This window comes from Enterococcus moraviensis ATCC BAA-383 (genome assembly GCF_000407445.1).
Classification (GTDB): domain Bacteria; phylum Bacillota; class Bacilli; order Lactobacillales; family Enterococcaceae; genus Enterococcus_L; species Enterococcus_L moraviensis.
Map to the genome: position 1 here is coordinate 63,233 of NZ_ASWB01000002.1, position 11,814 is coordinate 75,046.

Here is an 11,814-nt window from a genome sequence, read left to right on the forward strand (position 1 = left end):
ACGTTACTTGGATTTTCGATGCTTAAACCGTTTTGATAGTTGATAAAATAATACGCTCAAAAGGACAGAAATGCTAATAAAAACGCCCACGATAAAGTTTCGTTGTTGATAATGCATGGTGAGTTGATGCTTGCCAGATGTTAAGTCAATGCCAGTAAAATTCCCTAAGACAGATTTTGCTTTAACTTCCTTACCATCCACCATAATTTTCCAATTCTTCTCATATGGAATCGCTAAGTAAAGCAAGGTTTTCTCAGGATCGGTTACGGTGATTTCGCCAGTTAATATCCCAGAAACTTCTTCTTTCAACTGAATTGCTTGCGCTTTTTGCTTCGTAATTAAGGAATCAAACTGTTCCTGTTGTAAGGTTTTTAGTTCGATTATGTTATCATCAAGCTCCTTTTTTGACTCGAGCTCTAGGGTAACGATAGCATCTTTTTTAAAATGACCAAGATTGAATAGTTGATTAGTTGCAATATAAACTGCGGGCTGGATTTTTTCGCCATTTACTGTAAATGAAGTGATTTTTTTCCAATTGATTTCAGGTGCGTAGAGATAAAGTTCACCATTTGCAGTTGTTCTTGTGGTAAGCGTGTAGTGATTATTCTCTTGTTTTGTCCATGAAATTTTTTGTGTTTCTCTAAAATAGTCGTCTTTGTTTTGCTGAATCTGTTGTAAAATCATTTCTTGATTTTTTAAAGGTTGATCTTTCTCTAATTTGAACGTCTCAAAATTTTGCGGTACCAAAAAGCCCATACCGATCGCTTCATCATTTTTATAAATATTGGTTGTAGGATCATTAGAAATGTTTTCCTGATGAGCTTTAACTTCAGGTGTTAGTAGATAATTCACATTCAACAACAAGTTGATGACTCTTGAATCATCGACATACGCAATTCTACGGTCATTTTTTTGATATAATCCCAAAGCTTGGAGTGTATCTTGCGTTTTCGCATCTAAAGTAGACGTATAACTAGAAACACCTGCATAGCCATATAAAATAGGGTTATTATAGCCATTGTTCTTCTCATTATAGCCAGCTGCATCTGAGTCGATCGTTTGTTTTATCCGGAATAGAGTCGAATTTGTATCCTCTAAATCAGAAATGATTTTCTCTTGAATCTGAAATGTTTGGGCAAATTTTTCTTGGTTACCAAATGGAATATCCTTAAAGCTAATCCAAAAATTAAAAACCAACTCAGAGCAAACAACTAAAAATAAGAAGGCATATAAGCTCCTTTTTTTTGCGCCATTCGTTTTTTGAATCAACACAACGAAAGCAAATGTTAGCCAAATACTAAATAGACTAATAATAAAATAATGATCGGATAAAAGAAATATTTTTTCCTCTGAAAATTTCAATGATACATAACCAATCGCCAATAACACAGAAAAAATCGTGGGAACAAGCAGACGAAGTGTGGCTCCTTCTTTTAATTTAAGAAAGGCTTCATACGCAAATTTGATGATCAAGAAACTAAAGATGAAGGTATTTCGATAAGGGAACCCCGCTGGACTTTGAAACATATGCCAAACTGTATTCACTAATTCTAGCCAAAAACTCAAGAAAATAAAGCCAATCAAAAAGGCGGCCCCAAATTTTTCTTTTTTAGAAATAGTGGCTAGTTGAAAATAAGCAATAAAAAGTAAAACCATCAAAATACCAGAAAAAACCGTTGGTAAATGTTCCAAGCGCCATTCGAAATTTACACTGCCCAGACCAAACTGTGAAAAGAAATTAAGACCAAAATTTGGTGTAGGTAAAAATGTTTGCCAATCAAAATTCGTTTTTTTAGTTTCAAGCATTCCCTCGATAGCAGGAATCAAAATAAAACTAGTACTGATTCCAGTAAGAAAAGAAGTCACAAAAAATAAACGTCCATCCTTGATGAGTTGCCAAATCGTTTTCTTTTTAGGAGATTCTATTTTTTGATAGTACCAATATAAGCTATAGCAGACAGCAAAAATACAAAGCATATACCCCATATAATAATTAGTAACAATACTCAAAAATAGTGTAATGGAGTAGAGTAGATACTTTTTATGAGACCATAACTCCTGAATCCCTAAAACAAGTAACGGAAATAAAATCAAAGCATCCAACCACATAAAATTCAAACAATAAACTGTTACAAAACCACACAAACTATAAGAAGTTGAAAAAAGTAGCGTAGAAATAGTCGCCTGTTGATATGTTTTTTGAAGATAATAAAACATGGTGCTTCCCATAAACGAGATTTTCAGTGTAATGATCAACAAAATCACGATCGGTAATTGTTCATAAGAAAAAAACAAGACCAAACAATTGAAAGGACTTAATAAATAATACGCGCTCAAGGGCAAAATGGTGCTACCAAGTGTGTCTGAAAAGGAATAAAGAGAATTGGTCTCTCCTTGAAAAAATTGCTTAAATGAACTTAAAAATGGCATATATTGTGTGCCTAAATCACTAACTAATAGATTATTATTGCCAAATGGTGCTAATCCTAAAATAGACCAAAGTATAAGCAATAATAGAAAAGGAAGGAGAAAACTCCCACAGATCAATACATTTTTTTTAGATTTTAACATAGGTTATACGGCTCCTTTATTCTAATGATGTGTAACTGTTTTAGGATAAAGGTCCAATCAATCTTGATAAATCAAGCGAACTACCTGCAACAATACTACTTTTTTACAATTATGGTATGAATGGTTTACGAAGACTCTAGTTTATCATAGGGTCAAGAGTTGATGCAAAAGATTCTATCTTCAGTTCATACATATAGTCTTGTTTATTTTAGCACATCTATTTCTATTTAAATGGAATAAAGCCTTTGTTTACTCTTTTTTATAAAATGACCTGATTATGTATGTAAATTGATCATTTACAGAATTAAAGTCGTTAATTAGTGAAAAGCAGTTCAGCTTTCGATATAATAGAACGTGAGGAGTTGATAAGATGTCACTAACGATAGAAGAAGCGATTGATTGGATTCATAGCAGACTGCCATTTGGTTCCAGACCCGGCCTAGATAGGGTGGAAGAATTATTAAGACGAGTCGGGAATCCAGAAGAAAAAGTACCCACGATCCACATTGCTGGTACCAACGGAAAAGGCTCAACCGTAACGTATTTACGTTGTATGTTAGAAGAATTAGGGTTAAAAGTAGGAACCTTTACTTCTCCTTACATCGAGCACTTTAATGAACGAATCGCAATCAATGGACAAGGAATTTCGGACAATCATATCATTCAGTATGTAAAAAAATATCAAGAGTTGGTCAAAGAAATGGATCAGCAACCCACAAGCGAAGGGATCACTGAATTTGAGACGTTGACTGTTATGGCGCTTGATTATTTCTTGGATGAAAAAGTCGATATCGCGATTGTTGAAGTAGGACTTGGCGGACTATTAGACAGTACGAATGTAGTGAAGCCAATGCTAACGGCTATTACTACGATTGGAAAAGACCATACTGAGATTCTAGGAGACACTATTGAAAAAATCGCCTTTCAAAAGGCTGGGATCATTAAAGAATCAGTTCCAGTTGTGACTGGTAATATTGAAGAAAATGCCTTTGTCGTGATCGATGAAGTAGCGTCTAAAAAGCACAGTAAAGTCTATCGCTATGATAAAGACTACAAAGCGGAATATCAACGACCAGATAAAAATTGGGGAGAAATCTTTGATTTTTACGGAGCAGCAGGCAAATTACCAAAAGTGAAAGTTCCATTATTAGGACGTCATCAAGTAGAAAATGCTGCAGTGGCGATTCAATTATTTTATCTCTATTGTATGCTGCAAAAAATCAATTTTACAGATAGAGATGTTTATCAAGGCTTGATGCAGGCACAATGGCCAGCTCGAATGGAAAAAATCAGTGACGAACCATTGATTATTTTGGATGGTGCACATAATGATCATGCGATGCATCGACTAGCTGAGAATCTTAAAAAAGAATTTCCAAATCGAGATATTCATATTTTATTTTCAGCGTTGTCGTCAAAAAATATTGATCAAATGATTGCTATATTAAGAAAAGTACCCAATGCACATCTTTATTTGACGACATTTGATTATCCTCGAGCAATCGAATTAACAAAAATGGAACATTTTGAGGATGATAAAACAGAGATCGTTTCACTGTGGCAGTTTGGTTTGGGTGAAATCTTGGAGAAAATGTCGGCAGATGATTTGATGTTAGTTACAGGTTCCCTTTATTTTGTTTCCCAAGTCCGGGAATTATTATTGAACATAGGATCTGACAGTGCAGAATAGTTTTGCGAAAAAAGATTAAGTATATTAAGTGGAGGATAAAATGAAAAAAATCGATGGTGTCATTTTTGATATGGATGGTTTATTATTTGATACGGAACTGATTTATTATGAGTCAACTCAAAAAATAGCAGATGCGATGAACTTTCCATATAGTAAAGAAGTTTACTTGCAGTTTTTAGGTGTATCTGATGAAGAGGTACAAGAGAATTATCATCGAATTTATCAGGATTTCGGCAAGGAAAAAGTAGATGAGTTCATTCAACGTTCGTATGACGATACTTACCAAGTGTTTGAATCAGGTAAAGTCCCGTTAAAAGAAGGCGTGTTGGAATTACTCGATTTTCTTGATCAACAAGAAATCCCGAGAATTGTGGCTTCAAGTAATGTTCGGCCAGCAATCGAATTATTATTAGATGGTGCTGGGATAAAGGAACGTTTTTCTGGAATCATATCAGCAAATGATGTGAGCCGAGCAAAACCAGACCCAGAAATATTCCAAAAAGCACTCGCTCATCTTGGGACAAAAGCAGCTAATACCTTGATATTTGAGGACTCTTTTCATGGTGTAACAGCGGCGGAGGCTGCTGGAATCCCTGTGATCATGGTTCCAGACTTATTAGCACCAACAGATGAAATTAAAGAAAAAACACTGGAAATATTTGAAAGCTTAACTCAAGTTCCAGCATATTTAAAAAAATAGAATCTTCACTCCTTTGCGTATCTTTTACTAGAAGCATACAAAGGAGTGATTTTTTTGATCAAAGAAGAAAAATTATTTATTAGAGAAATGCCGGAAGATTGTTTACCGCGTGAACGCTTGGAAGTTGTAGGAGAGAAGGCGCTGTCGAATCAAGAGTTACTAGCCATTCTATTAAGAACTGGTTCGAAGGATACGAATGTAATGGAGGTAGCATCAAAATTTTTAAATTATTTCAATCATTTATATGAATTGAAAAATGCTACGCTGAACGAAATGATGGAAATCAAAGGAATTGGACGAATCAAAGCAATTGAAGTTAGAGCAGCGATTGAATTTGGTTATCGAATCCAACAAAGCACGCAGTTAAAGTTTGGTAAGGTTTCATCCAGTTATCAAATTGCTCAAAATTTAATCTATGAATTGCAAGATTTTCAACAAGAACATTTAGTTTGCTTATATTTAAATACTAAAAACGAAGTAATCAAGCAAGAGACTGTTTTTAAAGGATCACTAAATCAATCTGTGGCGCACCCAAGAGAGATTTTTCGCAGTGCAGTGAAATATTCTGCGGCACGTTTGATTTTAGCCCATAATCACCCCAGTGGTAATCCTACTCCGTCAAAAAGTGATATTCATTTTACGCAAAGAATGCAAGAATGTGGAAAGATGATGGGAATTGAAGTATTAGACCATATTATTATCGGAGAACAAGTTTACACCAGCATGAGAGAAGAAAATTTTTTTTCAGCAGACTAATTAGATTTCTTGCAAAAATAAGGGTTCGCATGTACAATGTTAGTGTAATCTTGTTTGGGACAATATAGAAGTTTTAATTTTTAAAACCCTCTATCGTACACGGGCAATGTTACAATATTTAGTGCTTAAGCACGAGGAGGAACAAAAGAATGGAACAAGGAACAGTAAAATGGTTTAACGCAGAAAAAGGATTTGGATTTATCTCTCGCGAAGACGGTAGCGATGTATTCGTACATTTCTCAGCTATCCAAGGTGAAGGCTTCAAAACAATCGAAGAAGGACAATCAGTAAGCTTCGACGTTGAAGATTCAGATCGTGGACCTCAAGCAGTTAACGTTGTAAAAAACTAATTCATCCATTCCAAAACATCTAGCATTTATGCTAGATGTTTTTTTTATGAGAAGAACTTGTTTTCGTTAAGGTGAGCGTATGTCTGAATAGGTTAAAATTGGTGTCATTTTTGATTTGCGTATTCTTACATTTTTGTTACTATCTTTTTTTTATAGAAGTTGTAGACTACTTATAAGAGGTGGTAAACATGCTAAATATTTCTTTAATAATCTTTTTTGTATCCTTGGCGTTTCTAGGACTAGCAAGTATTCTCTATCGTTGGCGAGCCTTTACTAATAAAAAAGCGTGGAACGGTATGGTAATACCACTAGGTGCTTTTGGCTTTGTGCTGCTAGTAATCAGTTTAATAATGATTTATCTCTATTACCCACAGTGAGGATTCACATAAAAAAATGAAGCAAACAAAAAAGGCATCCGTGATTTACCATTCACTGGATGCCTTTAAATCGTATTAGAACTTGAATCGCTCATTTAGGTTGATAACTCCTTAAATAGATTTTTTCAATTCTTTTACTGCTTGTGTAATCGTGATACCATAAGCTACATTTGTTTGGTCATTTGCATCAATGGCCATAAACAAATTTTTCTTTGTATCAAGTGCTACACGGTATTTTAATACTTTATTACCAAATGTCATAATAATTCTCCTCTCTTGATTCTTATGAAAGGCAACGATATCTGATAACGAAATTCCATGATTACTATAACATGGCTTGTTTGATGTGTAAAGAAGAAAGTTTTTTTCATAGCAGTATTTTTGTTGAAAGCCTTTTCTTGTAGTATAATAATAGTACAAAGAAGGAGGTTTTTTATCATGGGAGAATCGTATAAGAATATTTTAGTTGCTGTAGATGGTTCTGATCAGTCTGAAAAGGCTTTTCAAGAGGCGATAAAAATTGCTAAACGAAATGGTGCAACATTACACATTTTATCTGTGATCGAAGAAATGGGGAACTATTTTGGCGAACTAACGATGTCGATGGGAACATTGATGGAAGATCTTCGTACAAGAGAAGAAGAAGAAATGAAAAAACGCGAGACAAAAGCTTTGGAAGCAGGAGTAACCCAAGTATTTACCTATGTTATGTATGGCTATCCGAAAAACTTGATTGCTGATTTTACCGAGTCAAAAGAAGTGATCGACCTAATTGTAATTGGTCGAACTGGGCTAAATGGTTTTGAGCGATTAATGGTCGGATCAACGACGTCTTATGTTGTCAATCATACGAAAGCCAATGTTTTAGTGGTGAATAAAACAGTTTAGAGTTTAAATAAGAGAAAAAAGCAACTGCAGGCGTTGAGTCTGTCAGTTGCTTTTTTACTATTGACATTAAAGTCAGGTTTCATGTTATAGTACAAAAAAAGTAATCGGAGGAATCAAATGACAGGAAAAACAGTAAAAGAAGCTGCTAAAATACTTGGAGTCCCAAAATCAACCTTGCGATATTACGATAAGATTGACTTACTAAAACCGAGCAGAGAAGACAACGGTTATCGAGTATATCAAAAGAACGATTTATTAATGATCAAATACATTTTGGTAATGAAATATGGTGAATTTAACCTTGAAGAAATGCAAACACTATTAGGCTTAATCTCAGATGAGACCACGACTGACTGCAGAGAAAAAACAGAAAAATTGATAAAGGCTAAGAAAAAGCTATTCCAAGATAAAATCGACTATTATCAGCAAATGGTATCATTATTCGAAAAAATCCCAGAAATAAAGGATTTTAACGATGAGGAAGAACGTGCAATCGATTCTTATGTTGAGCAAATCTATCATATGATTTCAACACCTGAGGCAACAATTCAATGAAAACATTATTATTCGCACCAGAAACGTTTAATTTAGCTGAAACAACTAGAATGATCGAAGTAGCCAAAGAATGCCAGTCCGAAGCTAATTGTGTTTTTATGGGCTATAGTCGAAAATTTGCTGATTTTATTGAAGAAGCAGGGTTTGAATTTAACTATTTAGCACCTCATTTAACAGAGACAGATATCGTTAACATCATGAACTTTGATCAAATGAAATCGTTCAAAATTCCTTTTACCTATGATACGTTGAAAATGAGGATCGAAAATGAATTAAAATTGATTAACAAGCTTAATCCAGACGGGATAATTATTGGTTCTACGATCAGCTTATTGATCAGTGCCCGTGTCAAAAAGGTTCCATTGATTTATGTTAAGCCCTATGCCTATAGTCGGGCTCATGTAGAAGGACCACTATTCATGAAAGATTCAAATCCCTATTTAAAAAAACTAGCACAATCTTTTATTTTAAATTTAAAATGGCTTCCAAAAAATATTAAAAAGCTGATAGAAGAGTATGATGTAAAAGATCGATTTAACTATACGATCGACGCTATGTCCGCTGATTTAAATTGTATCACCACACCTGAATTATTAACTAATAATCCTGATTTACCAAGTGACAGTATTTATGTTGGGCCTATTTTTGCAAATTTAAATGAAGAGATACCAACTCAGTTACAACAGTTGCTAGAAACAAGTACAAAACCTCTTATTTATTGTAGTATGGGAAGTTCGGCTAATCGTCAACTCATTTTTGAGTTATTACGTAATTTTGATGGATTAGATGTTGAGGTGATCAGCCCAATGAGAAGTTACTTAACAGAAAAACAAATAGAGCAACTTCCTGTAAATGTACATCTTTATGACTGGTTACCTGCAATGGAGGTGCAAAATAAAGTAACAGCTTGTGTTCTTCATGGTGGAGAAGGAACGGTTCAGACCGCATGCCTCGCTGGGAAACCATTTATCGGCATTGGTTTACAGAAAGAACAAGAGTATAATATCAGCTGTTGCACTAAGTATGGAAATGCAATCCAAATAAAAAAAAGTAAATTAAAGGATCAGTATTTGTTTAAGCAGAATCTTCAAGCACTTTTGAATCATTCAGTCTATGAGCAGCAAGCTAAAAAGTTACAGCAAGAATTAAAACCACTTAAGGGGAGTAAGATAGCAGCCCAAGAACTTATGCAATTTTTAACGACTGTGACTAAATAAAAAAAGCCAGAACAGGAATGTTTTTTATCCCTGTTCTGGCTTTTATAATAAGTAAAACTCATGAAGTCATGATCATTGGTAAAATCATTGGGTGACGTTCTGTTTTTTCAAACAAGAACGGTTGTAGAGCAGCTGTGATTGCATCACACAATTTTGCTTCTGTACAATTGTCATCCCGCAATGCTTCGCGGATTGCGTTAAATAATAAACGCTGTCCTTCGTGGATCATTTCGCCTGACTCTCTCATATAAACGAATCCACGAGATAAAATATCTGGACCAGCTAGAATTTCTTTATTTTTAATATCAACTGTTGCTACAGCTAAAACTAAGCCCTCTTCTGAAAGAATTCGACGGTCACGTAAAACGACATTGCCGATATCACCGACACCATTACCATCTACATACACGTCATTCGCATTGAAATGTCCTGCAATACGAGCGTCATCAGCTGTTAAAGCCAATACATCACCATTCTCCATAATAAAACAATTTTCAGCAGGAACGCCGACATCTTGTGCTAACGATGCATGGATTTTCAACATTCTAAATTCACCATGAACAGGGACGAAATATTTAGGTTTCATTAAGCTCAACATTAATTTTTGCTCTTCTTGACCACCGTGACCTGAAGTATGGATATTGTTGATTTTACCATGAATAACTTCAGCGCCTGCTTCTGAAAGCAAATTGATCAAACGATTAACACTTGTTGTATTTCCTGGAATCGGTGAACTTGAAAAGATCACTGTATCGCCAGGTTGTACGGATATTTGACGGTGTGTTCCATTAGCAATCCGACTTAGTGCTGCCATCGGTTCACCTTGAGAACCGGTACATAAGATCATGGTCTCATTAGCCGGTAGTTGGTTAAGCTCAGAGGCATCAACGAAGGTTCCTTTAGGTACATTGATATAACCTAGTTGTTCCCCATTGACGATCGCATTTTCCATACTACGACCAAACACTGCAATTTTACGTCCCGTTGCAACCGCGGCATCAGCAGCTTGTTGTAGACGGAAAATATTTGAGGCAAAACTTGCAAAGATGATTCTACCATCGATTTTTTCAAAAATCTTCAAAATAGAAGATCCGATTGTCTTCTCTGATTTAGTAAACGTTGGGATTTCAGCATTGGTACTATCTGATAATAGACACAAAACGCCTTCTTCACCTAATTTTGCCATACGATGTAAGTTTGCTGGTTCACCAACTGGTGTAAAGTCAAACTTGAAATCGCCTGTTGCAACGATATTACCAGACGGTGTCTTCACAACAACACCTAATGCATCTGGAATACTATGAGTTGTTCTAAAAAAGCTTACAGATGTTTTACGGAAACGAATCACAGTATCTTCGTTGATTTCATGTAATTCAGCATCACGAAGTAAACCATGTTCATCCAATTTATTAGTGATCAAAGCTAATGCTAACGGACCAGCATAGATTGGGATATTTGCCTGACGTAGCAGGTACGGTACACCACCGATATGATCCTCATGTCCATGAGTGATAACTAGCGCTTTGATTTTGTGCAGGTTTTGAACGATATAACTATAATCTGGAATAACATAGTCGATCCCAAGAAGATCATCTTCTGGAAATTTAATACCAGCATCGATGATAATAATCTCATCTTGGAATTGAACCCCATACGTGTTCTTTCCGATCTCGCCCAAACCGCCTATCGCAAAAACGCCGGTTTCATTGTTTTTTATATTTACTTTCATATTAAAACTCCGTTAAAGAGAAGTCCGCATGCTCTTGTTCGTAAGCTAAGTGATTTTCATCAAGTGCTTGAATGAATTCAATATTGTATGGGGTATTTTCTTCAACTTGTTGGCGAACGATAACATCGTTTTCAGCCTCAACATAAATAGATTTTGTATCTTCTCTTTTTGGGTTTCTTATTTTTGTTTCTTGATAATAAACTTTATAGATCATTGTATTTTCTCCTTTATCTGCCTGAGCAGTTAATTATTTATTTTTATATTTTTTACTATAATTTTGAACACAACAAAATGAGGTGGTTGTCCACCTTAAAAACAAATGTCACCAAAAACCTTCGTTAATGATGAAATGAAGCCTCGACTTTGCTTCATGCTCCTTGTTTTATGGAAACTGTACTTTCTTTCAACCGTCCGTTGTGTTGTGTGTACAACAATTAAACGTATTTTATCATAAAACGGCGAATAAGTATAGAAACAGACTTATCACTTTAAAGAAATATTATTCAGTAGGTAGTGTTAAAGAATGTCCTTCTTTCTATTGAAATAAAGATTCAATCCAATTAGATGGGCTATATATACAATAGTCAAGGTGGTCGTCATCAATGGGTTACGAACAATAATACAAGGAATCGCAAAAATCAAAAATAAACTTGTAAATAGCTTTACACGTCCAAGTAGTGTAATTCTTTTTTCAACAATCGTTTCTTGAATGTATTTTTGATAGTAAGTCGATTTTATAAATCGTGTATACAAATAGTCAGAGCTTCGCATCCAAAAAAATGCTGTCAAAAGATAAAAAATCGCTGTAGGTAAAATAGGAAGGAAAATGCCTAATGTTCCTAGACCAAAGGTGAGACAACCTAAAGACATATAGAGTATTTTTTTCATTGCTTCGATCCATCACTTTCATAAGAGTTTAGTAGAAAAAATAAAGTAAATATCATTATACCATAGTAAAAATGGTCTAGTTTATTATTCAAT

The 11,814-nt window shown here is 34.8% G+C and carries 12 protein-coding genes; 7 read left to right on the forward strand and 5 right to left on the reverse strand.

Features of this window, described 5'->3' with window-relative positions:
* Nucleotides 1-3 precede the first annotated feature (3 nt).
* Complete coding sequence (locus I586_RS06260) at nt 4-2,571, reverse strand: YfhO family protein (RefSeq protein WP_010765988.1); 2,568 nt, start codon at nt 2,569-2,571, stop codon at nt 4-6.
* Nucleotides 2,572-2,941: 370 nt separating this feature from the next.
* On the opposite strand from I586_RS06260, the gene I586_RS06265 reads away from it, so the two are divergent.
* The 4 genes from I586_RS06265 to I586_RS06280 all read left to right on the forward strand — a co-directional run bounded on the left by I586_RS06265 (nt 2,942) and on the right by I586_RS06280 (nt 6,067).
* Nucleotides 2,942-4,261, forward strand: coding sequence for a bifunctional folylpolyglutamate synthase/dihydrofolate synthase (locus I586_RS06265; protein WP_010765987.1), 1,320 nt, complete (start codon nt 2,942-2,944; stop codon nt 4,259-4,261).
* A 40-nt stretch (nt 4,262-4,301) separates the two neighbouring features.
* Nucleotides 4,302-4,961 (forward strand): HAD family hydrolase, encoded by a 660-nt coding sequence (locus I586_RS06270; protein WP_010765986.1) that lies wholly within the window; start codon nt 4,302-4,304, stop codon nt 4,959-4,961.
* 87 nt (nt 4,962-5,048) lie between these two features.
* Complete coding sequence (gene radC / locus I586_RS06275) at nt 5,049-5,717, forward strand: RadC family protein (protein WP_034702193.1); 669 nt, start codon at nt 5,049-5,051, stop codon at nt 5,715-5,717.
* 149 nt (nt 5,718-5,866) lie between these two features.
* A complete protein-coding gene (locus I586_RS06280; RefSeq protein WP_010760372.1) occupies nt 5,867-6,067 on the forward strand; it encodes a cold-shock protein in 201 nt (66 codons plus the stop codon).
* A gap of 488 nt (nt 6,068-6,555) precedes the next feature.
* On the opposite strand, the gene I586_RS17365 is transcribed toward I586_RS06280, so the two are convergent.
* Complete coding sequence (locus I586_RS17365) at nt 6,556-6,705, reverse strand: hypothetical protein (RefSeq protein ID WP_010765983.1); 150 nt, start codon at nt 6,703-6,705, stop codon at nt 6,556-6,558.
* Between the two features lie 177 nt (nt 6,706-6,882).
* On the opposite strand from I586_RS17365, the gene I586_RS06290 reads away from it, so the two are divergent.
* The 3 genes from I586_RS06290 (at nt 6,883) to I586_RS06300 (ending at nt 9,104) form a co-directional block, all read left to right on the forward strand.
* Nucleotides 6,883-7,332 (forward strand): universal stress protein, encoded by a 450-nt coding sequence (locus I586_RS06290; protein WP_010765982.1) that lies wholly within the window; start codon nt 6,883-6,885, stop codon nt 7,330-7,332.
* A 117-nt stretch (nt 7,333-7,449) separates the two neighbouring features.
* Complete coding sequence (locus tag I586_RS06295; protein WP_010765981.1) at nt 7,450-7,887, forward strand: MerR family transcriptional regulator; 438 nt, start codon at nt 7,450-7,452, stop codon at nt 7,885-7,887.
* Nucleotides 7,884-9,104, forward strand: coding sequence for a glycosyltransferase (locus tag I586_RS06300; protein ID WP_010765980.1), 1,221 nt, complete (start codon nt 7,884-7,886; stop codon nt 9,102-9,104). The genes I586_RS06295 and I586_RS06300 overlap by 4 nt, the downstream gene beginning before the upstream one ends.
* Before the next feature lie 58 nt (nt 9,105-9,162).
* On the opposite strand, the gene rnjA is transcribed toward I586_RS06300, so the two are convergent.
* The 3 genes from rnjA to I586_RS06315 all read right to left on the reverse strand — a co-directional run bounded on the left by rnjA (nt 9,163) and on the right by I586_RS06315 (nt 11,721).
* Nucleotides 9,163-10,833 carry a ribonuclease J1 gene (rnjA, locus tag I586_RS06305; protein ID WP_010765979.1) on the reverse strand — a complete coding sequence of 557 codons (1,671 nt, stop codon included), beginning with the start codon at nt 10,831-10,833 and terminating at the stop codon, nt 9,163-9,165.
* Nucleotide 10,834: 1 nt separating this feature from the next.
* Nucleotides 10,835-11,047, reverse strand: a complete 213-nt coding sequence (locus I586_RS06310) for a DNA-directed RNA polymerase subunit epsilon (protein WP_010765978.1) — start codon at nt 11,045-11,047, stop codon at nt 10,835-10,837.
* Nucleotides 11,048-11,349: 302 nt separating this feature from the next.
* Complete coding sequence (locus I586_RS06315; RefSeq protein ID WP_010765977.1) at nt 11,350-11,721, reverse strand: YbaN family protein; 372 nt, start codon at nt 11,719-11,721, stop codon at nt 11,350-11,352.
* Nucleotides 11,722-11,814: the final 93 nt, after the last annotated feature.

Excerpts from the sequence above, each read along its gene's own strand:
- I586_RS06260 (WP_010765988.1), bottom strand. The coding sequence starts at position 2,571 with ATGTTAAAATCTAAAAAAAATGTATTGATCTGTGGGAGTTTTCTCCTT.
- I586_RS06265 (WP_010765987.1), top strand. The coding sequence starts at position 2,942 with ATGTCACTAACGATAGAAGAAGCGATTGATTGGATTCATAGCAGACTG.
- I586_RS06270 (WP_010765986.1), top strand. The coding sequence starts at position 4,302 with ATGAAAAAAATCGATGGTGTCATTTTTGATATGGATGGTTTATTATTT.
- radC (WP_034702193.1), top strand. The coding sequence starts at position 5,049 with ATGCCGGAAGATTGTTTACCGCGTGAACGCTTGGAAGTTGTAGGAGAG.
- I586_RS06280 (WP_010760372.1), top strand. The coding sequence starts at position 5,867 with ATGGAACAAGGAACAGTAAAATGGTTTAACGCAGAAAAAGGATTTGGA.
- I586_RS17365 (WP_010765983.1), bottom strand. The coding sequence starts at position 6,705 with ATGACATTTGGTAATAAAGTATTAAAATACCGTGTAGCACTTGATACA.
- I586_RS06290 (WP_010765982.1), top strand. The coding sequence starts at position 6,883 with ATGGGAGAATCGTATAAGAATATTTTAGTTGCTGTAGATGGTTCTGAT.
- I586_RS06295 (WP_010765981.1), top strand. The coding sequence starts at position 7,450 with ATGACAGGAAAAACAGTAAAAGAAGCTGCTAAAATACTTGGAGTCCCA.
- I586_RS06300 (WP_010765980.1), top strand. The coding sequence starts at position 7,884 with ATGAAAACATTATTATTCGCACCAGAAACGTTTAATTTAGCTGAAACA.
- rnjA (WP_010765979.1), bottom strand. The coding sequence starts at position 10,833 with ATGAAAGTAAATATAAAAAACAATGAAACCGGCGTTTTTGCGATAGGC.
- I586_RS06310 (WP_010765978.1), bottom strand. The coding sequence starts at position 11,047 with ATGATCTATAAAGTTTATTATCAAGAAACAAAAATAAGAAACCCAAAA.
- I586_RS06315 (WP_010765977.1), bottom strand. The coding sequence starts at position 11,721 with ATGAAAAAAATACTCTATATGTCTTTAGGTTGTCTCACCTTTGGTCTA.